This window comes from Caballeronia arationis (assembly GCF_001544975.2).
In the GTDB taxonomy this organism is placed as follows: domain Bacteria; phylum Pseudomonadota; class Gammaproteobacteria; order Burkholderiales; family Burkholderiaceae; genus Caballeronia; species Caballeronia arationis.
In genome coordinates, this window is the sequence record NZ_FCOG02000012.1 from 21,234 (window position 1) to 45,675 (window position 24,442).

General features: G+C 65.2%; 24 protein-coding genes and 1 tRNA gene. 12 read left to right on the plus strand and 13 right to left on the minus strand.

Translation table 11 applies throughout. From position 1 onward, the window contains the following. Positions 1–166 precede the first annotated feature (166 nt). From AWB81_RS09455 to aepY, 6 genes are read left to right on the plus strand one after another with little or no spacing between them, the layout of a single operon-like run. Positions 167–874, plus strand: coding sequence for a CDP-alcohol phosphatidyltransferase family protein (locus tag AWB81_RS09455; protein WP_062634718.1), 708 nt, complete (start codon positions 167–169; stop codon positions 872–874). Continuing rightward, positions 871–1,695, plus strand: a complete 825-nt coding sequence (locus AWB81_RS09460; protein ID WP_062634511.1) for a HalD/BesD family halogenase — start codon at positions 871–873, stop codon at positions 1,693–1,695. The genes AWB81_RS09455 and AWB81_RS09460 overlap by 4 nt, the downstream gene beginning before the upstream one ends. After that, positions 1,692–2,696, plus strand: coding sequence for a flippase-like domain-containing protein (locus tag AWB81_RS09465; protein WP_062634513.1), 1,005 nt, complete (start codon positions 1,692–1,694; stop codon positions 2,694–2,696). Before AWB81_RS09460 ends, AWB81_RS09465 begins: the two co-directional genes overlap by 4 nt. 24 nt (positions 2,697–2,720) lie before the next feature. Further along, positions 2,721–3,491, plus strand: a complete 771-nt coding sequence (locus AWB81_RS09470) for a phosphocholine cytidylyltransferase family protein (RefSeq protein ID WP_062634515.1) — start codon at positions 2,721–2,723, stop codon at positions 3,489–3,491. Continuing rightward, positions 3,488–5,194 carry a phosphoenolpyruvate mutase gene (gene aepX, locus AWB81_RS09475; protein ID WP_062634517.1) on the plus strand — a complete coding sequence of 569 codons (1,707 nt, stop codon included), beginning with the start codon at positions 3,488–3,490 and terminating at the stop codon, positions 5,192–5,194. The genes AWB81_RS09470 and aepX overlap by 4 nt, the downstream gene beginning before the upstream one ends. Beyond that, entirely contained in the window at positions 5,187–6,350 is a 1,164-nt protein-coding gene (gene aepY / locus AWB81_RS09480; protein WP_062634720.1) for a phosphonopyruvate decarboxylase, read from the plus strand. The genes aepX and aepY overlap by 8 nt, the downstream gene beginning before the upstream one ends. Here aepY and AWB81_RS09485 read toward each other — a convergent pair. Next, positions 6,347–6,787 carry a hypothetical protein gene (locus tag AWB81_RS09485; RefSeq protein ID WP_062634520.1) on the minus strand — a complete coding sequence of 147 codons (441 nt, stop codon included), beginning with the start codon at positions 6,785–6,787 and terminating at the stop codon, positions 6,347–6,349. The genes aepY and AWB81_RS09485 overlap by 4 nt on opposite strands. 194 nt (positions 6,788–6,981) lie before the next feature. Here AWB81_RS09485 and AWB81_RS09490 point away from each other — a divergent pair, with 194 nt between their 5' ends. From AWB81_RS09490 to AWB81_RS09500, 3 genes are all read left to right on the plus strand, one after another. Continuing rightward, positions 6,982–7,389: a hypothetical protein gene (locus tag AWB81_RS09490; RefSeq protein WP_062634522.1), complete on the plus strand. Its 408-nt coding sequence runs from the start codon at positions 6,982–6,984 to the stop codon at positions 7,387–7,389. A 157-nt stretch (positions 7,390–7,546) separates the two neighbouring features. Beyond that, complete coding sequence (locus tag AWB81_RS09495; protein ID WP_062634524.1) at positions 7,547–7,864, plus strand: hypothetical protein; 318 nt, start codon at positions 7,547–7,549, stop codon at positions 7,862–7,864. Then, positions 7,861–8,157 carry a hypothetical protein gene (locus AWB81_RS09500; RefSeq protein WP_062634526.1) on the plus strand — a complete coding sequence of 99 codons (297 nt, stop codon included), beginning with the start codon at positions 7,861–7,863 and terminating at the stop codon, positions 8,155–8,157. The genes AWB81_RS09495 and AWB81_RS09500 overlap by 4 nt, the downstream gene beginning before the upstream one ends. Positions 8,158–8,219: 62 nt before the next feature. On the opposite strand, the gene guaD is transcribed toward AWB81_RS09500, so the two are convergent. The 9 genes from guaD to hemN form a co-directional block, all read right to left on the minus strand. Continuing rightward, positions 8,220–9,548 carry a guanine deaminase gene (gene guaD, locus AWB81_RS09505; RefSeq protein ID WP_062634528.1) on the minus strand — a complete coding sequence of 443 codons (1,329 nt, stop codon included), beginning with the start codon at positions 9,546–9,548 and terminating at the stop codon, positions 8,220–8,222. A 34-nt stretch (positions 9,549–9,582) separates the two neighbouring features. Continuing rightward, positions 9,583–10,953, minus strand: coding sequence for an NCS2 family permease (locus AWB81_RS09510; RefSeq protein WP_062634722.1), 1,371 nt, complete (start codon positions 10,951–10,953; stop codon positions 9,583–9,585). 10 nt (positions 10,954–10,963) lie between these two features. After that, positions 10,964–11,992 carry an adenosine deaminase gene (locus AWB81_RS09515; protein ID WP_062634530.1) on the minus strand — a complete coding sequence of 343 codons (1,029 nt, stop codon included), beginning with the start codon at positions 11,990–11,992 and terminating at the stop codon, positions 10,964–10,966. Between the two features lie 42 nt (positions 11,993–12,034). Beyond that, on the minus strand, positions 12,035–13,045 hold the full coding sequence (gene xdhC, locus AWB81_RS09520) for a xanthine dehydrogenase accessory protein XdhC (protein ID WP_062634532.1): 1,011 nt from the start codon (positions 13,043–13,045) through the stop codon (positions 12,035–12,037). Positions 13,046–13,076: 31 nt separating this feature from the next. After that, positions 13,077–15,467, minus strand: coding sequence for a xanthine dehydrogenase molybdopterin binding subunit (xdhB, locus tag AWB81_RS09525; protein WP_062634534.1), 2,391 nt, complete (start codon positions 15,465–15,467; stop codon positions 13,077–13,079). Next, on the minus strand, positions 15,464–16,969 hold the full coding sequence (gene xdhA / locus AWB81_RS09530; protein ID WP_062634724.1) for a xanthine dehydrogenase small subunit: 1,506 nt from the start codon (positions 16,967–16,969) through the stop codon (positions 15,464–15,466). Before xdhA ends, xdhB begins: the two co-directional genes overlap by 4 nt. 327 nt (positions 16,970–17,296) lie before the next feature. Next, the gene (locus tag AWB81_RS09535) at positions 17,297–17,815 is read right to left on the minus strand and encodes a disulfide bond formation protein B (protein ID WP_062634727.1); all 519 of its coding nucleotides are present in this window, start codon (positions 17,813–17,815) and stop codon (positions 17,297–17,299) included. A gap of 109 nt (positions 17,816–17,924) precedes the next feature. Continuing rightward, the gene (locus AWB81_RS09540) at positions 17,925–19,304 is read right to left on the minus strand and encodes an amidase (protein WP_062634729.1); all 1,380 of its coding nucleotides are present in this window, start codon (positions 19,302–19,304) and stop codon (positions 17,925–17,927) included. 150 nt (positions 19,305–19,454) lie between these two features. After that, positions 19,455–20,828, minus strand: a complete 1,374-nt coding sequence (hemN, locus tag AWB81_RS09545) for an oxygen-independent coproporphyrinogen III oxidase (protein WP_062634731.1) — start codon at positions 20,826–20,828, stop codon at positions 19,455–19,457. A 120-nt stretch (positions 20,829–20,948) separates the two neighbouring features. Between hemN and AWB81_RS09550 the strand changes: the two genes are divergently transcribed. From AWB81_RS09550 to AWB81_RS09560, 3 genes are all read left to right on the plus strand, one after another. Beyond that, positions 20,949–21,251, plus strand: a complete 303-nt coding sequence (locus AWB81_RS09550; protein ID WP_062634536.1) for a YkgJ family cysteine cluster protein — start codon at positions 20,949–20,951, stop codon at positions 21,249–21,251. 73 nt (positions 21,252–21,324) lie between these two features. Further along, positions 21,325–21,912 carry a DUF1439 domain-containing protein gene (locus AWB81_RS09555; protein ID WP_062634538.1) on the plus strand — a complete coding sequence of 196 codons (588 nt, stop codon included), beginning with the start codon at positions 21,325–21,327 and terminating at the stop codon, positions 21,910–21,912. A gap of 59 nt (positions 21,913–21,971) precedes the next feature. Further along, positions 21,972–22,805: an undecaprenyl-diphosphate phosphatase gene (locus AWB81_RS09560; RefSeq protein ID WP_062634540.1), complete on the plus strand. Its 834-nt coding sequence runs from the start codon at positions 21,972–21,974 to the stop codon at positions 22,803–22,805. A 72-nt stretch (positions 22,806–22,877) separates the two neighbouring features. Here the strand turns inward: AWB81_RS09560 and trmB are convergent, their stop codons facing one another. From trmB to AWB81_RS09575, 3 genes are all read right to left on the minus strand, one after another. Then, a complete protein-coding gene (gene trmB / locus AWB81_RS09565; RefSeq protein WP_062634541.1) occupies positions 22,878–23,621 on the minus strand; it encodes a tRNA (guanosine(46)-N7)-methyltransferase TrmB in 744 nt (247 codons plus the stop codon). A gap of 106 nt (positions 23,622–23,727) precedes the next feature. Further along, positions 23,728–23,802: transfer RNA gene (locus AWB81_RS09570), tRNA-Gly, on the minus strand. Positions 23,803–23,876: 74 nt separating this feature from the next. Then, positions 23,877–24,437 carry a YggT family protein gene (locus AWB81_RS09575; protein WP_062634543.1) on the minus strand — a complete coding sequence of 187 codons (561 nt, stop codon included), beginning with the start codon at positions 24,435–24,437 and terminating at the stop codon, positions 23,877–23,879. Between the last annotated feature and the right edge of the window lie 5 nt (positions 24,438–24,442).

Here is a 24,442-nt window from a genome sequence, read left to right on the forward strand (position 1 = left end):
TGGGCCGTAATTTTTGCCGCCGGGCAAGGACGCGGCGGCGCCAGACTGCGATAATCCCATGCTCCATTCGAAGCCCGGCGCGAGCGCTTCCGGCACGTGGCGAAGCGCGTCCACTGTGCCATCCGCGAATATGCACGCCCGCCGGAATCGGGATATATTCGCGTTCATGACAAAATCAAGTCCGACCCAGCCTCGAGCCGTTCCAGAGCCCGCCACATGGGACGCGCGGCTTGCCCGCCGCCTGGTTACTCCGCTCGTTGGCACCCCTGTCACACCCAACCATCTCACCTCGCTGCGCCTTCTGATCGGGCTCGGCGGTGCCTATTACCTGTCGCTCGGCCAGTTCTGGATCTGCACGCTCGGCGCATTGCTGATCGCGCTGTCCAATTTCGTCGATCACACCGACGGCGAACTCGCGCGCATCAGCGGGAAATCGAGCAAAATCGGTCATTTTTACGATCTCGCGTGCGACGCGCTCGTGACCGTGCTGCTCTTCCTTGGACTCGGCTTTTATGTCGGCGTGCATCATCCGTCGATGATCGTGCCGGCCGAATGGCTCGGCGGCATCGCGGGCATTGCCGTCGCGCTGATCTTCTATTTGCGCATGCGCATCGAGTCGATGGTCGGCAAGGACGGCACGAAACAGGCATCGATGGCCGGCTTCGAGACCGAAGACGTGCTTTATCTTCTTCCGCTCATCACCGTCGTGAACGGCATGACGCCGTTCCTGATCGCGGCCTCGATCGGCGCGCCGCTCTTCGCCGCATGGGTCGCGCTCGATCATCAGCGCGTGATGCGTCAGGCGGCCCTTCGCAGGAAGGGCTCGGCGCACGCGAAAGACACCGACGGCAAGGACTTTCAGACAGCACGATGAACCAGGCAGCCAATCCGTCGACGGAAACCTTGGATCGAAGCGCCGCGCGCGCACCCGCGGCCCGGGTCGCGACGCCCTCCGCGCGCGAGATCGATGCGACGCTCAATGCGCGCCTGCGAGAACTCAAAACCGCGCAACTGCACGAATCCTTCGACAAGCAGGGCAGTTTTCTCTATCTGGAAGACTTCCTGCCGCGCGACTACACCGAACGGCTGATCGACGCCGTCCACGCGGTGACGCCGGCCGTGAACCGCAACTACCTGCCGGGCCACAAGCAGGGCGGCAGCGTGAGCCGCCACGCGATCGACAAGCTGGCGCCGTTCATCGCCGATCTGTACCGCTCGGAAGCGCTCATCAAGTGGCTCGAAACGATCAGCGGCGACAAACTGCAACTCTCGCCCGCCGACGATCCGCACGCCTACGCGCTCTATTTCTACACGCGCCCGGGCGACCATATCGGCTGGCACTACGACACGTCCTATTACGAAGGCCGCCGCTACACGATGCTGCTCGGCGTGATCGACGATTCGTCCTGCCGGCTCGACTACGAACTGCACACGCACAATCCCGAGGTTCCCGACGAACCGGGCTCCGTGCAATATCCGCCGGGCGCGCTCGTCTTCTTCGACGGCGACAAACTGCGCCATCGCATCACGCCGCTCAAGGCGAACGAAATGCGCGTCTCCCTCACGTTCGAATACGTGACGAATCCGAACATGCGGCCGTGGCAGCGCTTCATCTCGAACATGAAGGATTCGATCGCCTATTTCGGCTTCGGGCAGGTCTTTCGCCGCAAAGCCGGCAAGAACGGAAGCGTATGAGCCGCGCCGGCACCGTCATGCTCTCGATCGGCGTCGTGTTGTTCGTCGCGCTGATCGGCTGGCAAGGCTTCGGCTCGGTGGCGTCGACGCTTGCGGCCGCCGGCTGGGGCCTCGTCGCGGTCGCGGCATTTCACCTGTTGCCGGTCGTGCTCGACGCGGGCGCCATCAGCGTGCTGTTTGGCAAGCGCGACCGCGACGTGACATTGCGCGACGCCGTGCTCGCGCGCTGGAGCGGCGAGTCGGTCAATAGCCTGATGCCCGCCGGACAGATCGGCGGTCCGATGCTGATGGTCCGCTATCTCGCGCAACGCGGCATGCGCGCGCGCGATGCCGCCGCCGTCATCACCGTCAGCACGACGATGCAGACCATCGCGCAACTGGTGTTCGCGCTGATCGGCGTCGCGCTGCTCGGCAGCGGCTCGGGCACGGGCGTGCGCAATGCCGTGCTGATCGTGATCGTCGTGATCGGCGCGCTGATCTTCGGCTTCTATCTGGCGCAGCGGCGCGGTCTCTTCGGTCGCACGATGCGTTTTGCGTCTTCGGTTGCCGCGCGCTTCTCCGCGAAGCGCGACTGGTCGTCGCTCGTCACGCGCGCCGAAGCCGTCGACGCCGCCGTCCACGAGATGTATCGCGAGCGCGGCAAGGTCGCGGCGAGTTTTGCGCTGAGCCTCGTCGGCTGGATCGTCGGCACGGGGGAAGTGTGGCTCACGCTGCGTCTGATCGGCCATCCGGTCGACTGGACCGACGCGCTGATCCTCGAAAGCCTCGGTCAGGCGATCCGCGGCGCGGCCTTCGCGATTCCCGGTTCGCTAGGTGTGCAGGAGGGCGGTTATCTGCTGCTCGCGCGCCTAGTTGGCCTGCCGCCGGAAGCGGCGCTTGCGCTCTCGCTCGCAAAACGCGCGCGCGAGCTTCTGCTCGGCGTGCCGGGCATCGTCTATCTGCATTTCGTTGAAAAGGGCTGGCAGCGTCGCCGTCTCGCGCGCGTGCCGGAGATCGACTGAATCATCCTCGAAGGGATAACAAGAATGCGCGCAATTATTCTTGCGGCCGGGATGGGCTTGCGCCTCGTCCAGCCGGAGGGGCAGCAAAAGCCGAAGTGCCTGTTGCGTTTCGGCGATGCATCGCTGCTCGAACGCCATCTGCAATTGCTGAAGGCGGCGGGTGTCGACCAGATCGTCTTCGTGCTCGGTTTCAAGCATGAGATGGTCGAGGCCGAACTGGATTCGATCGACTGGAAGCCGTCGACCGAAGTTGTCGTGAACGACGAGTTCTCGCTCGGCAGCGTGCTGTCCGTGCACACCGCGGCCGACGCGCTCACGCGCGGCGGCGACGTGCTCCTGATGGACGCCGACGTGCTCTACGACGAGCGCGTGCTCGACCCGCTCGTCGCGAACCCCCATGCGCAGGTGAACCGCCTTTTGATCGACCGCGACTTCGAAGCGGGCGACGAGCCGGTGAAGCTGTGCATCGACGACGGCGTGCCCGTCGAATTGCGCAAGCAGGTTGTGGCAGGCCTCAAATTCGACACGATCGGCGAATCGGTCGGCTTCTTCCGCTTCGACGAGCGCGCGGCAAGACGTCTCGCGGAAATCGTCGCGGAATATGTCGCAACGGGCCGCGCGAACCTGCCGCACGAAGAAGCGGTGCGCGACCTGCTGCAGGAGCGCAGGCAGACGTTCGACATCGCCGACGTGACCGGCGCGCCGTGGATCGAAATCGACTTCCAGAATGACGTGAAGCGCGCAGCCGACGAAGTGCTGCCGCAACTGAACCAGCTTGCCGGAGTATTGCGATGAACGCACCAGGACACCTTCCCGCCGGATTCTCGCGCACGATGCGCCTGCGCGAGATGCTGCAGAGCAATCGCCTCGAATTCATGATGGAGGCGCACAACGGCTTGTCGGCGCGCATCGTGAAGGAAGCGGGCTTCAAGGCGATCTGGGGCTCGGGCCTCGCGATCTCGGCGCAGTTCGGCGTGCGAGACAACAACGAAGCGAGCTGGACGCAGGTCGTCGACATGCTCGAATTTATGGCCGACGCGAGCGACCTCCCGATCCTGCTCGACGGCGACACCGGCTACGGCAACTTCAACAACGTGCGGCGGCTCGTGAAGAAGCTGGAGCAGCGGGGGATCGCGGGCGTATGCATCGAGGACAAGCAGTTCCCGAAGACCAACAGCTTCATCAACGGCGAAGCACAGCCGCTCGCCGACATCGACGAATTCTGCGGCAAGATCAAGGCCGGCAAGGATTCGCAGAGCGATCCGAATTTTTCCATCGTCGCGCGCGTCGAGGCGCTGATTGCGGGTTGGGGCATGGAAGAGGCGCTGCGGCGCGCGGAGGCGTATCGCCAGGCGGGCGCCGATGCGATCCTGATTCACAGCAAGCTGTCCAAGCCTGACGAGATCCTGACCTTCGCGCGAGAATGGGCGGGGCGCGGGCCGCTCGTCATCGTGCCGACGAAGTACTACAGCACGCCGACCGACGCCTTCCGGCAAGCGGGCATCAGCACCGTGATCTGGGCGAATCACCTGATCCGCGGCGCCACCTCGGCGATGCAGGCGATCGCGAAGGAGATCCACGAAAGCGAGACGCTCGTGAACGTGGAAGACCGCATCGCGGCGGTCAATGAAATCTTCCGCCTGCAGGACGCCGATGAATATTCGGCGGCCGAGAGCGTGTACCTGTCGGCGTCGAATGCGGCGAGAAGCGCGGTGGTGCTTGCGGCGAGCCGCGGCGCGGGCCTCGAAGCCGTCACCGCCGACCGTCCGAAGGTCATGTTGCCGGTCGCGGGCAAGCCGCTCTTGCGCCATCTCGTCGAGGCGTTCAAGAAGGAAGGCATCAACGAGATCACCGTGGTCGGCGGCTACCGCGCGGACGCGATCGATACGTCGGGCATCCGGCTCGTGGTCAACGAAGCGCATGACAAGACGGGCGAACTGGCTTCGCTCGCCTGCGCCGCAAAGGCCTTCACCGGCGACACCGTGATCTCTTACGGCGACTTGCTGTTTCGCAGCTACATCCTGCGCGACCTGGTGGAATCGGACAGCGACTTCTGCGTCGTGGTCGATTCGTCGCAGACGCCGCAGGCAGGCGCAACCGCAACCGACTTCGCGTATTGCTCGACTGCCGACGACCGCGCGCTGTTCGGCCAGAAAGTGTGGCTCGAAAGCGTGACGAGCGCGGCTGGCGAAGCAAGCGACGCCCGCGCTCCGCAAGGCCGCTGGATGGGCTTGCTCAACGTGCGCGGCGATGCACGCGAGCGCCTGCTCGCAACGCTCGCCCGGCTCCAGCAACGCGACGATTTCAACAAGCTCGACATGGCCGCGCTGCTTAACGCGCTGGTTGAAGCGGGCGAAAAAATCGAAGTGCAGTACGTGCACGGACACTGGCGCGGCGTCAACGATCTCGACGACTTCCGCCGCGCCGGCGACTTCGCGCACGCGCAGTCGCCGTATGGAACGGGCGGCGCGGCACTCGCGGAGGGCGCGCGTGATTGAGGCCGCCCAGTTCGTCGAGGCGGCGCGCGAGCGCGGCTTCGACTGGTATGCCGGCGTGCCGTGTTCGTTCCTCACGCCGTTCATCAACTACGTGCTGCAGGACGAGACGCTGCATTACGTGTCGGCGGCGAACGAGGGCGATGCAGTCGCGCTGATCGCGGGCGTTTCGCTCGGCGCGTCGGGCGAATATAAAAGCCGGCGCGGCATCGCGATGATGCAGAACTCAGGCCTCGGCAACGCGGTAAGTCCGCTGACGTCGCTCACGTGGACGTTTCGTCTGCCGCAATTGCTGATCGTGACGTGGCGCGGCCAGCCGGGCGTCGCCGACGAGCCGCAGCACGCGCTGATGGGCCCGGTCACGCCAGCGATGCTCGACACGATGGAAATTCCGTGGGAGCTGTTTCCAACGGAAGCCGGCGCGATCGGTCCGGCGCTCGGCCGTGCAACCGCACACATGGACAGCACGGGCCGCCCCTACGCACTCGTGATGCAGAAGGGCAGCGTCGCGCCTTACGCGTTGAAAAAGACCGGTCTCGCTGGCGTGCATGAACGTGCCGAGCGTGCGCAGGTCGAGCGCTTCGAAGGCGAGCGCGTGACGCGTCACGACGCCTTGCAGCGCGTGATCGCGCAAACGCCCGCGCATTCCACCGTCGTGCTCGCGTCGACGGGCTTCTGCGGCCGCGAACTTTACGCCATCGACGATCGCGAGAACCAGTTGTATCTCGTCGGTTCGATGGGCTGCGTCACGCCGATGGCGCTCGGCCTGGCGCTGTCGCGGCCCGACCTGCGCGTGATCGCGCTCGACGGCGACGGCGCCGCGCTCATGCGCATGGGTGTCTTCGCGACGCTCGGCGCATACGGTCCCGCGAACCTCGTTCATCTTCTGCTCGACAACGGCGCGCACGAATCGACGGGCGGGCAGGCGACGGTATCGCGCGGCGTCGATTTCGCGTCGATCGCTTCGGCATGCGGCTACGCGCTCGCGCTCGATGGCGACGACATCGGCGTGATCGACCGTCTGTTCGAAGCGAGGGACGTCGACGGTGTGCGGTTCGCGCGGCTGTCGATCAAGACTGGCACGCCGGGCGACCTGCCGCGCCCGTCGATCACGCCCGAAGACGTGCGTGCGCGGCTGCAGGCGCGTCTGTCCCGTTAGTCCTGGTTGCAGAAGATCGCGGTTATGAAGGGCGCGACGTGATGCACCACGGCGTCGCTGCCCGCCGCGCGCACCTTCGCTTCCACTGCGCTGTCGAGGCCGACCACGACCGCGCCATACGCCGAATCGGCAATCGGCTCGCCAGTTCCCTGCTTGAAGATCGGATCGTCTTTCTGATAGCCGACCACCGCATAGACGCGAAATTCGTACGCGGTCAACTCGATTCCCTTCGCCGGTCGAAACGCATTGACCGAGTTCTTCTCGACGCGCATCGGTTTTTCTTCGATCAGATTCTGTTGCAGAAGCGGCGCGATGAACGCATGTGCGTTCGATTTGCAGTCGAGCTGGGCGTCGAGGGCATGGGCGTGCGAAAGCGCGGGCAGTGCGGCGACGAGCGTCGACACTGCAAGGCGAACGGTCCGTGCTGGCTGCTTCATGACGCGCGTGGCGAAGTGGAAAACTCAACTGTAGCGTCAAGCTGCAAAGCGTGCTGAATCGGCGCGCGCACAAGAAATTGCCGTGTTCCGAACATCACCCCACACACGAGCGCAAATGTCAGGCGATTAATTTTGGGACGGGTCTTGCGGAGCATGCGTTAGTGTTTCGTCGTTGCAATTATTTCGGATAACGAATGATGGCATTGCTGACGCACTATGGTGGGTGCCGCTACACGATGGACCTCGCGAACGACTATCGCATGGGTTCGCTCACTGACCCCGATCCAGAAAAGAAAGCCGCCGCCGACGCGGGGCGCAAGATGCTCGACGCGGTTTATCCCGATATATGGGAACGCAACGCCGAACTCGTAAAGTGCGTCGAAGATTTTCTCGTTGCCTCATTCCCGTACTATCCCAAGGGCAATGCGCATCACACACTCGCAGCGCTGCGGCGTTCCGTGCGTAAAGGGGATGTGTACATCGTCGAGCGTGCACCCGAGCCTCGCGGTGGGTTGGTCGCGCCGCAATCGCGCCTGCAGTCGGAGTTCTGGGGCGTCGATAACTATGATCCCCCACGCTACGCGAGCGTACAGGAACGGTAGCGGGCGCAGATCGCGGAGTTGGAGGCGAACGCGACGCCATGGCCCGAAATCGAGGCCATGAACGACGCCATCAATCAGCAGTTCATGCACGCGGCGGTGCTGATGGACCCGGTCGGTACATTGCCGGTATTTGCGCAGGCTGGCTGGGTTTCCAGATATGGTCTGCCCGACCTGTCGACCTGGCGGCAAGACGATTCATATCGACGAGATCAGCGACGAATCCGGCGCGACGCCGCTCGGCGATGCGCCGCCGTTCGAGTTGGGCGAGGGTATTCTGTCTGGCGAGGCTGTGGACATTGCCGTTCGCGGCGTCTCACCGGCTGAACAGGCCGAATGTATGTATCTCTGGGAACGAGATATGGATCTTTGCTACTCGGTCGGCAAGGCAATGGGCGGCTATCCGGGAATTCAGGCTTGCGTCGAGAAAGCACGCTACAACTACAACATCTGCATGGGATTTACACGCCCGATATGACTACAAAATACCGCCCCAGCTCGATAGCCGTTTATTACGACGTCGATCGCGAGGAAATCATCTTCCAGGTGATCGAAGATACTAAGCTGCTTCCGCTACTTACCGGTGTTGCGGTGCCGGTATGTCTGGCCGACTTCGAACATCGTATCGACGATGAATTTGCGCGACGGTTCGGCGTCGCCATTCTGAACAGCCTTGCTATGTTCAAGCCTGAACTCAAACCGTTCATGTCGGTCGCCGAGCAGCCCATGCCTCCGCTCGACTCAACCCCTCCCCCCGCTCCGGCCGATTGAACCGGGTAAGGCGCCCGGTGCTATCCCCAGGCGCCTTTTGTTTCAAGCCGGCTCGATGCGAATTACGCGGCAAGTTCCAGCGCTGAACTCCTGCGCGCATCGCGCCGATGCACGCAGTTGCCGGCAGCATACGTTTCGAACACGGCGCGATCGTCGCCGAGTAATGCGAATGCAAACAGCAGTTCTTCGAGCGACTCGGCGCGCGACGTGCGGCGCGCGAGCAGCGGCGTACCGGCCGGATCGAGCACCGCGAAGTCCGCTTCACTGCCGGGCGCGAGCGTCCCGATACGGTCGTCGAGATCGAGCACCTTCGCTGCGCCCGTCGTCGAAAGCCAGAACATGCGCGTCGCGGTGAGGTGATGGCCCGTGAGGCGCGCAATCTTGTGCGCTTCGTTCATCGTCTGCAGCATCGAGAACGACGTGCCGCCACCCACGTCGGTCGCGAGCGCCACCGGCATGTTCGCGGCTCCCGCCTTGTCGAAGTCGAAGAGGCCGCTGCCGAGAAACAGGTTCGACGTCGGGCAATGCGACGCCACCGCGCCCGTTTCGGCCATACGCTGGCGGTCGGCGTCGTCGAGATAGATGCAGTGGCCGTACACCGCGCGGCGGCGCAAGAGGCTGTAGTGATCGTAGATGGCGAGATAGCTGCGGTGGCCCGGAAAGAGGCTTTCGACCCACTTGATCTCGTCGGTGTTCTCCGCGACGTGGCTCTGGATGAACACGTCCTCGTGCGCGCGCGCGAGGACGCCGCACGCTTCAAGCTGCGCCTCGGTCGAGGTCGGCGCGAAACGCGGCGTCAGCGCGTACTGCTGGCGTCCGCGGTTGTGCCAGCGTGCGATCAGCTCGGCGCTGTCGTCGTAGCCGGACTGCGCGGTGTCGCGTAGGAACTCGGGGCAGTTGCGATCCATCAGCACCTTGCCCGCGACCATTCGCAGGTTGCGCGACTCGCTCTCGGCGAAGAACGCGTCGGCGGATTCCTTATGCACCGTGCAATACACGAGCGCGGTTGTCGTGCCGCAGGCGAGCAGTTCGTCGAGGAAGAAGCGCGCCGTCTGCCGCGCATGCGCCGGATCGGCGAACGCGCGCTCGGTCGGGAACGTGTACGTGTTCAGCCACGGCAAGAGGCCCGGCGCAGGCGACGCGATCATGTCCGTCTGCGGATAGTGGATGTGCGAATCGATGAAGCCCGGCACGATCAGCTTGTCGCGCATCGTCTTCACGATCGCGTCGGGCGCGAGGCGCGTGCGCAGTGCCGCGTAGGCGCCTGCCGCGACCACGCGGCCGTCTTCGACGATCAGAAGGCCGTCTTCGTCGAAGACCGCGCCATCGGCGGCGTGCGCGGGATCGTCGCGGAAGGTCAGAAGCTGGGCGCGGTAGGCGGTTTGAGTCATGGTGCAACGTCTCCGGATACTGTGGTCTAGGTTTTCAAAGCTGGGTCAGAAGCAAAAGGGAAAGCGCGGCGACGACCCACATCGCCGGCTTGATGGCCTTCATCTGGCCGGTGAACGCCTTGATCACGACGAACGCGAGAAAGCCGTACGCGATGCCGTCGGTGATCGAATAGGTCAGCGGAATCAGGATCATCGCGAGGAACGCGGGGATCGCTTCATCGAAACGATGCCATTCGATCTGCGTGATCGATTCCATCATGAACACGCCGACCAGCACGAGCGCGGGTGCCGTGGCGATCGCGGGCACGAGCGAGAGCAGCGGCGAGAGAAACAGGAACGGCAGGAAGCACAGGCCCGCGACTACCGCGACGAGCCCGGTGCGCCCGCCCGCCGAAATGCCCGCCGCCGATTCGATATACGCGTTCGCCGGACTCGTGCCGAGCGGCGCGGACACGAGCGCGGAGAACGCATCGACCATCATCGACTGGCGGATGTTGCGCGGATTGCCGTCCTTGTCGAACAGCTTGCCGGCTTCGGAGATCGCCATGAAGGTGGAGAGCGCATCGAAGAACGACGTGAACAGCATCACGAAGATGAACGGCCAGTAGATCACCTTCAGCGAGCCGATCAGGTCCAGTTGGCCGATGCCCGAGAAGTCCGGCGCGGAAAAGAGGCCGTTCCAGTTGACGAGCGTCTTCGTCGCGATCGCGGCGGGCCAGTACGCGGTGCCGTCGCCCCAGAAGCGGCCGATCGGGATCGCGATGATCGTCGTGAACACGATGCCGAGCATCAGCGCGCCCGTCACGCGCCGCGCGAAGAGAATCGTGGTCACGGCAAGGCCGATCAGAAACGTGACGATGACCGGATTGAGCGAGGCCGAATGCACGATCGTCACCGGATCGCCGACGACGAACTTTGCGTTCACGAGCCCGATCAGGCTGATGAAGAGACCGATTCCGCACGACACCGCATGCCGCAGGTTCGCGGGAATCGCATCGACGACGAGCTTGCGCGCGTTGAACGCCGCGAGCACGGCGAAGATCACGCCGGACCAGAACACGCAGCCGAGCGCAGTCTGCCACGGCATCTTTCCGCCGTGGACCATCACGAACGCAAAGAGCGCGTTCATGCCCATGCCGGGCGCGACGAGCACCGGGTTGCGCGCATAGAGTCCCATCGCGCAACTGCCGAGGAAACTGACGATCACGGTGGCCGTGAGCGCCGCGGGGAACGGCACGCCAGCCTGCGAAAGAATGCCCGGATTCACGACGATGATGTACATCGCCGTGAGAAACGTCGTGATGCCCGCGACGACTTCTGTTTTTACCCGCGAACCCGCCGCGCGAATGCCGAAGAAGCGTTCGAGCGTAGTCGTGTCGCGTTCGATTGGTGCTGTGCTTTCCATCTTCATTGCTTTATGCCGCGGCCTTCCAGTGATCGTCGAGTTTCGCGATCATCGCGTCGCGTTCCGCGGGCGTCACGAACGACGCCTCCAGGCTGTTCCTCAGGAGCGTGTAGACCTCGTCGTCCGAGAGCTTCAGCGCGTCGACGATCGCGAAGTAATTGGCGTTCACGTACCCGCCGAAATACGCGGGGTCGTCGGAATTCACCATCACCGCCACGCCCTTGTCGAGCAGGTCCTTCAAGGTGTGCTTCGTCATGTCGTCGAAGACGCAGAGCTTCAGGTTTGAAAGCGGACACACCGTCAGCGCGATGCGCGCATCGGCGAGACGCGCGACGAGCGCCGGGTCTTCGATGCTGCGCACGCCGTGATCCACGCGATCCACCTTCAGCAGGTCGAGCGCTTCATAGACGTAAGCGGGCGGCCCTTCCTCGCCTGCATGCGCGACGAGTTTCAGGCCCTTCTCGCGTGCCTTCGCGAACACGCGCTCGAACTTCGAAGGCGGATGGCCTTGCTCCGACGAATCGAGCCCGACGCCGATCAGGCGATGCTTGTACTGGTCGAAAAGCGGCAATGCGGAGTCGAAGGTGGCGAGCGCGTCTTCTTCCGGAAGATGGCGCAGGAAGCAGAGAATCAGTTTGCTCGTCATGCCGCGCTTTTCGCCGTCGGCGAGCGCCCGCTCGATGCCCGCGACGACCGTCGCGATGGGCACGCCGCGTTCGGTGTGCGTTTGCGGATCGAAGAAGATTTCGGCATGCGTGACGTGATCGGCTAGCGCCCGCTCGACGTAGGCCATCGTCATGTCGTAGAAGTCCTGCTCGTGGAGCAGCACGCTCGCGCCCGCGTAGTAGATGTCGAGGAACGACTGCAGGTCGGTGAACGCGTAGGCCGCGCGCAGCGCATCGATCGATTCGTACGCGAGCTTCACGCCGTTTCTCTGCGCGAGCTGGAAGATCAACTCGGGTTCGAGCGAGCCTTCGATGTGGATGTGCAGTTCGGCCTTGGGCGCGCGTGCGATCTTGTCGGCGAGTGTGGGATTCATGCGTGTTTTATTGGGCTTGGAAATGGGGCTATGGGTGGTTGGTTACGCCATCTGCTGGGACGATGCGTGGGCATGGGCTTCGACCGCCTGCAGCAGTTGAGCTGCCGCTGCAACGGCGATCACCTCGGGCGCCTTGTCGACGATGCCGGACACGCCGATCGGGCACACCATGCGCGCGATGCGCGCAGGATCGATCCCGCGCGACGCCAGCCGGTGCTCGAACTGCTTGCGCTTCGTATGCGAGCCGATCATGCCGAAGAACGCGAAGTCGCCGCGTTGCAAGATGCGTTCGGCAAGCAAGAGATCGAGCGGGTGGTTGTGCGTCATCACGATGAAGTACGTGTTCGGCGACGCGGCATCGACGGCGGAATCGGGCGCGTCGTTCGGTTCGATGGTCACGTTGTCCGGCACAAACTGCGGCGCGGGAAACGCGGCGTCGCGCTCGTCGACCCAGGTCACGTGGCACGGAAGCGTTGCAAGCACGCGCGTGAGCGCGACGCCGACATGACCCGCGCCGAACAGCACCACTTCGAATTCGCGCGGCGCGATGGTCTCGGTGAGGAGCGCTCCGCTGTCGTCGAAGCCGGCGCCGTCCCAGAGCAGGCAGTCCGAACCCGCGACGCCCGGCTCGGGGTCTGAGATCATCACGGCGTCGGGCGCGGCGCTGAACGACACGCTGCGCACGGTCGAAAGACCCCGCGCCGTGCGCTTCGCGAGCGACGTGACCCAGCCGAGATCCGAGACATCGAGCCGCTCGAACGCGAGCACGACGGCGCCGCCGCAGCACTGGCCGAGGCTCGGTCCGAGCGCGAATCGTTCGAGCCGGCGCATGCGCGGGCTGCGCATGCCGTCCTTCAGCACTTGCCGCGCGGTCTCGATTGCTTTCCATTCGAGATGGCCGCCGCCGATCGTATAGCGCGCGTCCTCGCGCGTAACGATCATCTTCGTGCCGGGCTCGCGCGGCGCGGAGCCTTCGACGCGCGCGACCGTCACGAGCACGAGCGCGTCGCCGTGCGCGAGCAGTTGTTGCAGGTCGTGCAGCCATGCTTGCATCGATCGGGCTCCTGGAGGTTGGCGAAAGGCGTTAGTTTACCGGCGCTGCTTGCGCGGCGTGCCCGGCGAGTCCTGCTGTCAAACGCGCGCGGCAGTCGTCGATCGCATCGAGGATCGCTTCGGGCGTCGCGGGTGCGCGCAGCTTCGGGGCATCGGCTGAAGCGGGCGATACCGACGCAATCGCCGCGCGGATCGCGAGCAGCACCGAGAACGACAGCAAGAGCGGCGGCTCGCCCACCGCCTTCGAGCGGAACACGGTCGGCTCGGCGTTGTCGTTGCGATAGAGCGCGACGTTGAAGGCCGCGGGCGTGTCGTTGACGGCCGGGATCTTGTAAGTGGAAGGCGCGTGCGTCATCAGGCGTCCGTCGCGGTTCCACCAGAGTTCTTCGGTCGTGAGCCAGCCCATGCCCTGGATGAAGCCGCCTTCGACCTGACCGATATCGATCGCCGGATTGATCGACTGTCCGGCGTCGTGCAGCAGATCGGCGCGCACGAGTTTCCATTCGCCCGTGAGCGTATCGACGACTACTTCCGACACCGCCGCCCCATACGCGAAGTAGTAGAACGGATGGCCTTGCAGCGTTTTCGCGTCCCAGTGAACCTTGGGCGTCGCGTAGAAGCCGTCGGACCAGAGCTGCACGCGCGCGAGATATGCCGCTGCGACCAGCTGGCTGAACGGCATCTCGCCGCCGTTCGAATCGACGACGCCGTTGTGAAAGCGCACGTCTTCCGCACTTCCGCCGAGCTGCTTCGCGGCGAGGTCGGCGAGGCGCGCGCGGATCGTCAGCGCGGCGGCTTCGGCGGCCTTGCCATTCAGGTCGCTGCCCGTCGATGCCGCCGTCGCCGATGTGTTCGCGATCTTCGACGTATCGGTGGCCGTCACGCGCACGCGCGAGAGCGCGACGCCGAGCGCGTTCGCCACCACCTGCGCGACCTTCGTGTTGAGGCCCTGGCCCATTTCGGTGCCGCCGTGATTCACGAGCACTGAGCCGTCCTTGTAGACGTGCACGAGCGCGCCGGCCTGGTTCAGGAACGGCACGTTGAACGAGATGCCGAACTTGACCGGCGTGAACGCAATGCCGCGCCTGAGCACCGGGCTCGTCGCGTTGAACGCGGCGATCGCGGCGCGGCGTGCGGAATAGTCGCTCGATGCGATCAACTCGTCGGTGAGCGGCGCGATCACGTTGTCTTCGACCTTCTGCCCGTAGGGCGTCGTATCACGCTCGCCGATGCCGTAGAAGTTCGCGCGCCGCACGTCGACCGGATCGCGTTTCAGCCGATGCGCGACTTCATCGAGCAGCACTTCCACCACGAGCGCGCCCTGCGGTCCGCCGAAGCCGCGAAACGCCGTGTTCGACTGCGTGTTCGTGCGGCAAGCCATCGCGACGATGTCGACGTCGCCGAGAAAATAGGCGTTGTCGAAGTGGCACACCGCGCGCGTCGCCACTGCGCCCGACAAGTCCGCCGAATACCCGGCGCGCAGCGCGATCTCGACGCGCGCACCCGCGAGGCGACCTTCGTCGTCGAAGCCGGCTTCGTAGGTGTAGATCGCGTCGTGGCGCTTGCCGGTGATCATGAAGTCGTCGTCGCGGTCGGCGCGCAGCTTCACCGGCCGATGCAGCTTGTGCGCCGCGAGCGCCGCGACGCACGCGAACACCGCCGACTGCGATTCCTTGCCGCCAAAGCCTCCGCCCATGCGCCGGCATTCGCATTGAACGTTGTGCGCCGGCCAGTCGAGCATGTGCGCGACCACTTGCTGCATCTCGCTCGGATGCTGTGTCGAACTGTGGACGAGCATCCCGTCGAGTTCCTTCGGAATCGCGTACGCAACCTGGCCTTCGAGATAGAACTGCTCCTGCCCGCCGACTTCGAACTCGCCCGCAATGCGATGCTTCGCTGCCGCGATCTTCGCGTCCGGGTCGCCGCGCCGCAGATGCAGCGGCGGCAGCACGAACTGCTTCTTTTCCTTCGCCTCGCGCGGCGTGAGCACGGCGTCGAGCAGTTCGTAGCGAACGACGTCCTCGCTTTTCGCGAGCGCCGCCGCGCGCCGCGCGAGATCGTGCGTTTCCGCGATCACCGCGAACACTGGCTGGCCGAGATAGAGCACTTCGCCCTCCGCCAGGATCGGGTCGTCGTGCAGCACCGGGCCGCAATTGTTTTCGCCGGGGATGTCCGCCGCCGTCAGCACCGCGACGACGCCCGGCGCTGCGCGCACCGCATCGAGATCGAGCGCGACGATGCGTGCATGCGCGTGACGCGAGAGCCCGAGCGCCGCGTGCAGCGTGCCGCGCAGTTCGGGAATGTCGTCGATGTAGGTCGCTTCGCCGCTCACGTGCAGCGTCGCGGATTCGTGCGGCAGACCGACGCCGATCGCCTGCGGCGCAAGCGTGCCGGCTGCGGGCGGTTCGCTCAGCTTGTTCATGGCAACTCCTTCAGTGCGCCGTTTTCCCGTGCTTCGAACGCGAACGCGTTCACGTCGAAAAGGGCGAGCGGGGCGTCGCCGCGCGTTTCCAGATAGAAGCGCCATAGCACGTTGCGCGCCACCTTGCTGCGATAGGCGCTCGACGCGCGCATGTCGGTGAGCGGCTGGAAGTCGGCGTCGAGCGCGGCCATCGCTGCGCGCACGGGTTCCTCGGCCCACTCGCGATCGAGAAGCGCGGCTTCGGCCGCTTGCGCGCGCCTGGGCGTCGCCGCCATGCCGCCGAATGCGATTCGCGCGCTCGTCACGCGCGAGCCCGCGAGCCGGATGGCAAAGGCGGCGCAGACGGCCGAAATGTCCTGGTCGTAGCGCTTCGAGACCTTGTAGGTGCGAAAGCGCAGGTCCGCCGACGGGCGCGGCACGCGGATCGCCGCGACGAATTCGCCGGGGGCGAGCGCCGTCTTCTGATAGCCGAGATAGAACGCATCGAGCGGCAGCGTGCGGGTCTTGTCGGCTTGTTGCAGGACGATTTGCGCATCGAGCACGATGAGCGCGGGCATCGAATCGCCGATCGGTGAGCCGTTCGCGACATTGCCGCCGAGCGTGCCCGCGTTGCGGATCGGGAGCGATGCGAAGCGCGTCCAGAGTTCGGCGAGTTCCGGGTAGTCGGCGGCGAGCGCCGCGTACGCGTCTTCGAGCGACGCCGCCGCGCCGATCGTCAGGTATTGCGCATCGTGCGTGATCGTCTTCAGTTCGTCGACGTTGCCGATGAAGAGAATGTCGCCGAGATCGCGGAACTGCTTCGTGACCCACAGCCCGACGTCCGTGCTGCCCGCGAGAATGCGCGCGTTCGGATGCGCCGCACGCAGGCGGGCGAATTCGGCGAGCGTCGTCGGCGCGTGGAAGGTGGCGCCCGATGCGGCGTAGTCAAAACCCGCTGTGCGGCGGATGCCCCGCAGCGACGCCTTCAGCGCTTCGCGGTCGAACGCAGCGCGCGGATAGTCGAACATTTTCTGCGCGGCATCGACGATCGGCCGGTAGCCCGTGCAGCGGCAGAGATTGCCGGAAAGCGCCGTGCTGATTTCATCGCGCGTCGGCAGGCCGGCGTCGGCTGGCTGGTTCTCGTAGAGCGCCCACATCGACATCACGAAGCCCGGCGTGCAGAACCCGCACTGCGAGCCGTGGCAATCGACCATCGCCTGTTGCACGGGATGCAGCGTGCCATCCGCGGCGCGCAGGTCCTCGACGGTGAAGAGCGCGCGGCCGTCGAGGGTCGGCAGGAACTGGATGCACGCGTTGACCGCCTTCAGCGCGACCTGGCCGTGCGCGTCGAGTTCGCCGACGACCACCGTGCACGCGCCGCAATCGCCTTCGGCGCAGCCTTCCTTCGTGCCGGTGCATTGCTGCGTTTCGCGCAGGTGCTGAAGGACCGTGCGCGTGACGGGCGCATCGCCAACCTCGTGGACGACGCCATGCTGCAGAAATCGGATGGTTTGCGTTGTCATCAGGGAATCCAGGACATTGCGGATCAGGCGCGCGTTACGCGTTCCGGGTTCGCGCGCGCGATCCGGACTGAGCGCACGTAGATCGCCATCCATACCCGAAGGTAACACCGCAATATCCCAAAAATATTGCGGCTCGCATATCAAGATTATGCGGATGCGCTGATGGGGGAAAGGGGCGCAACGAAAAGGCGCCCGTGGAGGGCGGGGCGGAAAGGACGCCGGTTGGGCGCGCCGGATGCAGAGGGTCTGCCGCCGGTTCGGGCGCGTGCTGCGGGCGAAACGCCGCGTGCGAGCGTGGAAAAGGCCGCCGCGCGGGCGGCCCGGACATCACATCGTCGACGCCCGCAGCCTGCGCTTACTCCGCAGGCTTACCACGACAGCGAGAAAGATTACCGCGAACGCCACGAGCGACCATTGCGGCAGCGACAGTCCCAAAATCGGTGGGTAAGGCGTTTCGCAGAGCCCCGCCACCTTGAACACCTGCGGCAGCCAGCGCGCAGGCGGCAGACCGTCGACGACCGGCTGCAGCGTGTCGAACCCGCAGCTGAACCCGGGGCGCGCCTGCACGTAGACGTGCCGGGCAGCCGTCACGATGCCGCCGAGCGCCGACAGCGCGACGAGCGATTCCAGTAGCGCCACGCCGCGCCAGCCGTTCAGACCCGCGCCGAGAAACGCGAACACGGCGACCAGCACGAAGAAATAGCGCTGGATGATGCAGAGCGGGCAGGGGTCCTCGCCGTGGTAGTACTGCAGGTACAGCGCCCCGCCGACGAGCGCGAGGCAGACGATGCCGAGCAGTACCAGAAGCCGGCGTTCACGACGCAGGACGCGGTCTTCTTCATGCATCGTGAAATGGTGTAGAGAGTTGTTCATTTATTGCAACGATTCGAGGATAAAGCACTACAAAGTGCGCGCGGATGACGAGGATTCTAGCGCGAACCTCATCTCGAAAAATTCAGCGTGTCGGGGCGAGCACCGCTTCGACGGCGCGTCCGATCGACAGCAGCGCGTCGTCGCTCATCGGGGCGCCCGAGAGCATCAGGCCGACCGGCGCCTCGCCGCGCGGGTGGCACGGCAGCGAAAGCCCGCACGTGTCGAGGAAATTGAACGCGCTCGGATTGCGCAGGATCAGCGCGTTGGTCTTGCCGAAAGCGTCGTCGTCGTGTTCGAGATCGGCGATGCGCGGCGGCACCACCGGCACAGTCGGGCAGAGGATCGCATCGAAACGCTGCCAGAGCGTCGTGCGCGCCGCCTCGATCATCGCGGCGCGCGCGTGCAGCAGGTCGAGATAGTCGGCGGCGCTCGCGGGCTGCCCCTTCAGGATGCGCACGAGTACGCGCGGATCGTACGCGGCGGAGTGATCGGCGAGGAGCGGCCGGTGCCACGCGTACGCCTCGATCGGCGCGAAGCCGAAGCGGTTGATCTCGGGCAGGCGGTCGAGCGGCGCGAAACGCACGTCCTCGACGAGCGCGCCCGCAGCCGACAGATGCTTGATCGCCGTCGATACCGCGCTCGCAACCGCTTCGTCGACGCCGTCCGTCACGTAGTTCGTCAGCACGCCAAGGCGCACCCCGTCGAGCGGGCGGGTCGCGGGCACTTCGGGCTCGCGGCCGGCGAGAATCCGGTCGATGAGCGCGCAGCACGCCACCGACATGCCGATCGGCCCGAACGAATCGAGCGTGCTGGAAAGCGGCACGCCGCCTTGCGTCGGGATGCGGCTCGCGGTCGGCTTGAAGCCGGTCAGGCCGCAGAGCGCGGACGGAATGCGGATCGAGCCGCCGGTGTCGGTGCCGAACGCAATTGCCGCCATGCCGTCGGCGACCGATGCCGCCGCGCCCGACGACGATCCGCCTGCGATGCGCTCGTCGCCTTTCACGTCGGCGCGCCAGGGGGAGCGCGGCGTGCCGTAGTGCGGGTTGAGGCCGAGCCCGGAGAACGCGAATTCGCTCATGTTCGTGCGACCGACGATCACCGCGCCGGCGCGGCGCAGGCGGGCAACGGTGAGCGCGTCGGCCTTGGCGGGCGGCGCGTCGGCAAGCACGCGGGAGCCGGCTCGGGTCACCTGGCCCTCGATGTCGAAGAGATCCTTTACTGACACCGGCAGGCCCGCGAGCGGCGAGAGCACGGTGCCCGCGCGGCGCAGCGCGTCGTGGGCGTCGGCAGCGGCGCGTGCGGCGGCGGCATCGACGTGCAGGAAAACGGTGGAACCCTGGCCGGACGTGTCTTCGATGCGTTCCAGCGCGCGTTCGACGAGCGCGCGGCTCGTCGTGCGGTTGGTGCGCAGGTCGGCGGCCAGCTGGGCGAGCGGGGGAAACTGGGCGGAGGTGGTCGGCATGGTGTCGGAGTGGTGAGCGCTCGGCGCGGGCTGCACGCGCCGACCGGCGGCTTGCGATGCGGGCGACACGACCACTCGCCCAGAGTGGCTGTCATTCTATGCCACCGCAGTAATAAATACTGCATGCGCCCGCGATCCAACCCGCCGTGCTCAGATCGTCCGCGAGAAACGTTCGAGCGTCGCCTGCCCGAGGTAGCGGTCGAACGTCATCGCGACGTTGCGCACCAGCATGCGCCCGGGGGGCAGCACGCGGATCGCGTCGGCGTCGATGGCGACGAGGCCGTCGCGTTCCATTGGCGCGAGCCGCGCCAGCTCGCCGGCGAAGGTGCTCGCGAAGTCGATGCCGTGCGCGGCCTCGACCGCATCGAAACGCAGTTCGGACCGGCACATCAGTTGGACGATGATGTCGCGACGCAGACGGTCGTCGGCGGAAAGGCGCACGCCGCGCGTGATCGCGAGGCGGCCGCTGTCGATCGCCTCGGCGTAGGCGGCGAGCTCGCGCGCGTTCTGCGCGTACACGTCGCCGACCTTGCCGATCGACGACGCCCCGAAGCCGATCAGGTCACAATCCGCGCGCGTGCTGTAGCCCTGGAAATTGCGATGCAGCGTGCCGGCCTTTTGCGCCAGCGCGAGTTCGTCGCCGGGCAGCGCGAAGTGGTCCATGCCGATGTAGACGTAGCCCGCGTCCGTCAGCTTGCGGATCACACGTTCGAGGATCGCGAGCCGTGCGGCGGGCGAGGGCAGCGCGGCTTCGTCCATCTGGCGCTGCATCTTGAAAAGGGACGGCATGTGCGCGTAGCCGAATACCGAGAGCCGGTCGGGTGCCAGTTCCACGATCGCGTCGAGCGTGCGGCTGAAGCTTTCGACGCTTTGATGCGGCAGGCCGTAGATCAGGTCGACGCTCACGGACTTGAAGCCCGAGTCGCGCGCCGCGGCGAGCACGGTCTCGGTCAATTCGCGCGGCTGGATGCGGTTGATGGCGTGCTGGACGCGCGGATCGAAGTCCTGCACGCCGAGGGAGAGCCGGTTGAAACCGATTTCGCGCAGGAGGCGGATCGCGCGCGGCGACGCTTCGCGCGGATCGACTTCGATCGAGCATTCGGCTGCATCGTCGGGCAGCAGGTTGAAGTGCTCGCGGGTCGCCGCCATCAGTTCGGTCATCTCGTCGTGCGACAGGAACGTCGGCGTGCCGCCGCCCCAGTGCAGTTGCGAGACGGGGCGCGTCGTATCGAAGAGTTCGGCCTGCAGCGCGAGCTCGCGCTTCAGCCGGTCGAGATACGGGCGCGCATGCGCGCGGTTCTTCGTGGCGACCTTGTTGCAGCCGCAGTAGAAGCAGACCGTATCGCAAAACGGAATGTGGAAGTAGAGCGACAGGTCGCCCGATCCTCGCGCCGCGCGCCGGTAGTGGGCCGGATCGAACGAATCGGTGAACTGGACGGCGGTCGGATAGGAGGTGTAGCGCGGACCGTTGGCGCTGTATTTGTCGAGGAGATCGGGGCGAAAAAGAGTGTCGGCGTGAGTCATCGCGGGGCCTTGGACGGACTCGTCGAGTCTATCGAGATAGCGGCGCGCCCCGTTGCGTGATATCGCCGCAGCGTCGCCGTGGGACAATGCGCGGTTGCCTGCATCGTCTTCGGAACTCCCATGCCTGAACCCGTTATCCGACCACCCCACGCCTGCCGCGAAGGCTGCGGCGCGTGCTGCATCGCGCCTTCCATTTCCAGCCCGATTCCCGGCATGCCCGAGGGAAAGCCGGCCGGCGTGCGCTGCATCCAGCTCGGCGATGACCTGCGCTGTATGATTTTCGGCGATTCGCGAAGGCCGGCCTGCTGCGCGGGCCTGCAGCCGTCCGCACAAATGTGCGGCGACGCGGCCGATGCCCGCGACGCGCGCGCCTACGCGCTCGCATGGCTCACGCAACTCGAAGTCGAAACGCAACCGGATTGAGCGGGCGCGGTCGAACGCTCGTCGCGCGTTTGCGCGTTTCGTCGATATGGATCATCGCCCTGGAGGATTTCGCATGACTCAAACCGTCGCGCCCAAGCGGCGCCGGTTCCTGTTCGCGGCGCTCCCGAGCGCCGCCGCGCTCGCTTTCGCGCCGCTCGCCCAAGCGGCGTCGATTTTTCCGTTCATCCCCGATCACTACACGTTCACGCAGCAGCAGGTGCAGGAAGCGGTCGCCCGCAAGTTCCCGCTGCAGCGCACGGCCTCGCAGATTTTCGATGTCGTCCTGAGCAATCCGGTCGTCGGCCTCGCGCCCGATCGCAACCGCGTGACCGTGCGGCTAGATGCACGCCTCTCGACGCCGTTCATGCCGAATCCGGTGAACGGCGTGTTCACGCTGTCGAGCCAGCTCGCCTACGACGCCGCGAGCCATTCAGTGATCCTGATGTCTCCGACCGTTGACGACACTCGGGTCACAGGCGAAGCCGCGCAGTACAACCAGCAGATCAACGCGGCGGGCGCGCTCATCGCGACGCAGTTGCTCGACCGCTATCCGATCTATACGTTCAAGCCCGAGCAGCTGCAATTCGCCGGGGTGAATTATGAACCCGGTACAATCACGGTCCTTACAAACGGTATACGCGTACAGATTCTTGAGAAGTAAGCTGAAATCTGCGCCCGCATACCCGAGACCAGCGACAAATAAAGCGAAAGGGCAGACGGATGGACTGGATTCTTATGTGCAAGGCGCTGGTTCTCGGCGTCGTGGAGGGCTTGACCGAATTTCTGCCGGTTTCGAGCACAGGGCATCTGATCGTCGCAGGCAGCTTGCTGAATTACACCAATGCACAGTCGAAAGTGTTCGACGTCGTGATCCAGTTCGGAGCGATTCTCGCCATTTGCTGGGAATACCGGCGCAAGATCGGCACCGTAGTCGGCGGATTGCCGACCCGGCCCGACGCGCGGCGTTTCGCCGTGAACGTCATCATCGCGACGATTCCGGCCATCGTGCTCGGACTACTCTTCGAGAAGGCGATCAAATCGGTGCTGTTTTCGCCGGTGCCGGTGTCGGTGGCGCTGATCGTCGGCGGCATCGTGATTTTGTGGGCCGAGGCACGCCAGCGCGACCGGGGCGTCGCGCCGACCGTGACCTCGGTCGACGATCTCTCCTACGCCGACGCCTTCAAGGTCGGCCTCGCGCAATGTTTCGCGCTGATCCCGGGCACGTCGCGCTCCGGTGCGACGATCATCGGCGGCATGCTGTTCGGCCTCGAACGGCGCGTGGCGACCGAATTTTCCTTCTTCCTCGCGATCCCGATCATCTTCGGCGCGACGCTCTATGAGCTCGCGAAGTACTGGCGCACGCTGTCCGTGAACGACTTCGGGTTGTTCGCCGTCGGACTGATTGCCGCGTTCATCAGCGCGTTCGTCTGCGTGCGCTGGCTGCTGCGCTACGTCGCGACGCACGATTTCACCGCGTTCGCGTGGTATCGGATCGGCTTCGGGCTTTTGATTCTGATCGTCGGATACAGCGGCGGGCTGAGCTGGGCGGAGTAAATCTCGCATTCCCGTTGCCCGAAATAAAAACGCCACGGCTTGCCGTGGCGTTTTTGCATCCTGTCGCGCCGATCAGCGGCGCTTGAAGACCAGATCCCAGACGCCGTGCCCGAGCTTGATGCCGCGCCGCTCGAACTTCGTCACGGGACGATAGTCGGGGCGGGGCGCGTAGCCATCGGCGGTATTTTCGAGCGCCGTTTCGGCCGACAACACCTCAAGCATCTGCTCGGCATAGTTCTGCCAGTCGGTCGCGAGGTGGATGTAGCCGCCCGGCTTCAGGCGCGAGACGAGGTGCGCGACAAACTTCGGCTGGATCAGCCGGCGCTTGTGATGGCGCGCCTTGTGCCACGGATCGGGGAAGTAGATGTGCACGCCGTCGAGGCTCTCCGGCGCAATCATGTGTTCGAGCACTTCCACGGCGTCGTGCTGGACGATGCGGATATTCGTGAGCCCTTCCTCGCCGATCAGCTTCAGGAGCGCGCCGATGCCCGGCTCGTGCACTTCAACACCGAGAAAGTCGTCGCCGGGACGCGTCGCCGCGATTTCCGCCGTCGTCGCACCCATGCCGAAGCCGATTTCCAGCACGCGCGGCGCGCGGCGCCCGAAGACGGCGTCCCAGTCCAGCGTGTTGGCCGCGTACGGAACGACAAAACGCGGCCCGAACTCGTCGAGCGCACGGCGTTGGCCCGTCGAGACGCGGCCGGCGCGCGTCACGAAACTGCGAATGCGGCGGCGATGCAGGGGGTTGGTGCCGTCGGCGGGAGGTGCGTCTTGAACGTCTTCATCGGCGGCTTCATCGCGGGGATCGTGCGTCATCGTAGGGTAATGGGCTTGATAAAGGCGCTGGCAAGGGAACGCGGCGGCGCCGAAAACCAAAAAGCCGCCTTCGAAGTGTCGAAGAGGCGGCTTTTTGTTCGATGTCTGGAGCGGGCGATGGGAATCGAACCCACGTCTGTAGCTTGGGAAGCTACGGTAATGGCCATTATACGACGCCCGCGTAAGCCGGATATTGTAAGCGCAAGCCGTCGGAAAGCGCAATTGGCGCGGCCGTAGCCGCGCGGCCGGCCGGTGTCAGATGCCGAACAGCGTCATCGAAACGGCCACTCGCGTCACCACCATCAGCAGCACCTGAACGATCACGAACAGCAGGATCGGCGAAAGGTCGATGCCGCCGAGGCGCGGCAGGATGCGCCGAAGCGGATCGAGGAAAGGCGCGGTGATCTGATAGAGCAGCGGCATCGCGGGTGACTGCGGATTGAGCCACGAGAGCAACGCCATCAGGATCGTCATCCAGATGATCAGATTAAGCGCCCACTTGATGACGGTCAGCACGGCGACGAGCAGCAGCATCGGCGCCATCAGCATCGGGTCGACGCCCGCCAGCACGACCATCAGCACCACATACACGAGCGACGCGATGAATGCTGCGAGAATGCTCGCCCAGTCGATCTTGCCGCCCGGCAGGATCTTGCGCAGCGGCAGCACGATCCAGTTGGTGGCCTGCATCACCGCATTGGACACCGGGTTGTAGGGCGGCATGCGGACGACTTGCATCCAGGCGCGCAAGAGCAGCGCCGCGCCGAACAGCGTGAAAACGGTATTGAGCAGAAAACGGGCGATATCGCCGAACATCTCGG

Coding starts and splice junctions, on each gene's coding strand:
- AWB81_RS09455 (WP_062634718.1), top strand. CDS start 167: ATGACAAAATCAAGTCCGACCCAGCCTCGAGCCGTTCCAGAGCCCGCC.
- AWB81_RS09460 (WP_062634511.1), top strand. CDS start 871: ATGAACCAGGCAGCCAATCCGTCGACGGAAACCTTGGATCGAAGCGCC.
- AWB81_RS09465 (WP_062634513.1), top strand. CDS start 1,692: ATGAGCCGCGCCGGCACCGTCATGCTCTCGATCGGCGTCGTGTTGTTC.
- AWB81_RS09470 (WP_062634515.1), top strand. CDS start 2,721: ATGCGCGCAATTATTCTTGCGGCCGGGATGGGCTTGCGCCTCGTCCAG.
- aepX (WP_062634517.1), top strand. CDS start 3,488: ATGAACGCACCAGGACACCTTCCCGCCGGATTCTCGCGCACGATGCGC.
- AWB81_RS09485 (WP_062634520.1), bottom strand. CDS start 6,787: ATGAAGCAGCCAGCACGGACCGTTCGCCTTGCAGTGTCGACGCTCGTC.
- AWB81_RS09490 (WP_062634522.1), top strand. CDS start 6,982: ATGATGGCATTGCTGACGCACTATGGTGGGTGCCGCTACACGATGGAC.
- AWB81_RS09495 (WP_062634524.1), top strand. CDS start 7,547: ATGGTCTGCCCGACCTGTCGACCTGGCGGCAAGACGATTCATATCGAC.
- AWB81_RS09500 (WP_062634526.1), top strand. CDS start 7,861: ATGACTACAAAATACCGCCCCAGCTCGATAGCCGTTTATTACGACGTC.
- guaD (WP_062634528.1), bottom strand. CDS start 9,548: ATGACTCAAACCGCCTACCGCGCCCAGCTTCTGACCTTCCGCGACGAT.
- AWB81_RS09510 (WP_062634722.1), bottom strand. CDS start 10,953: ATGGAAAGCACAGCACCAATCGAACGCGACACGACTACGCTCGAACGC.
- AWB81_RS09515 (WP_062634530.1), bottom strand. CDS start 11,992: ATGAATCCCACACTCGCCGACAAGATCGCACGCGCGCCCAAGGCCGAA.
- xdhC (WP_062634532.1), bottom strand. CDS start 13,045: ATGCAAGCATGGCTGCACGACCTGCAACAACTGCTCGCGCACGGCGAC.
- xdhB (WP_062634534.1), bottom strand. CDS start 15,467: ATGAACAAGCTGAGCGAACCGCCCGCAGCCGGCACGCTTGCGCCGCAG.
- xdhA (WP_062634724.1), bottom strand. CDS start 16,969: ATGACAACGCAAACCATCCGATTTCTGCAGCATGGCGTCGTCCACGAG.
- AWB81_RS09535 (WP_062634727.1), bottom strand. CDS start 17,815: ATGCATGAAGAAGACCGCGTCCTGCGTCGTGAACGCCGGCTTCTGGTA.
- AWB81_RS09540 (WP_062634729.1), bottom strand. CDS start 19,304: ATGCCGACCACCTCCGCCCAGTTTCCCCCGCTCGCCCAGCTGGCCGCC.
- hemN (WP_062634731.1), bottom strand. CDS start 20,828: ATGACTCACGCCGACACTCTTTTTCGCCCCGATCTCCTCGACAAATAC.
- AWB81_RS09550 (WP_062634536.1), top strand. CDS start 20,949: ATGCCTGAACCCGTTATCCGACCACCCCACGCCTGCCGCGAAGGCTGC.
- AWB81_RS09555 (WP_062634538.1), top strand. CDS start 21,325: ATGACTCAAACCGTCGCGCCCAAGCGGCGCCGGTTCCTGTTCGCGGCG.
- AWB81_RS09560 (WP_062634540.1), top strand. CDS start 21,972: ATGGACTGGATTCTTATGTGCAAGGCGCTGGTTCTCGGCGTCGTGGAG.
- trmB (WP_062634541.1), bottom strand. CDS start 23,621: ATGACGCACGATCCCCGCGATGAAGCCGCCGATGAAGACGTTCAAGAC.
- AWB81_RS09575 (WP_062634543.1), bottom strand. CDS start 24,437: ATGTTCGGCGATATCGCCCGTTTTCTGCTCAATACCGTTTTCACGCTG.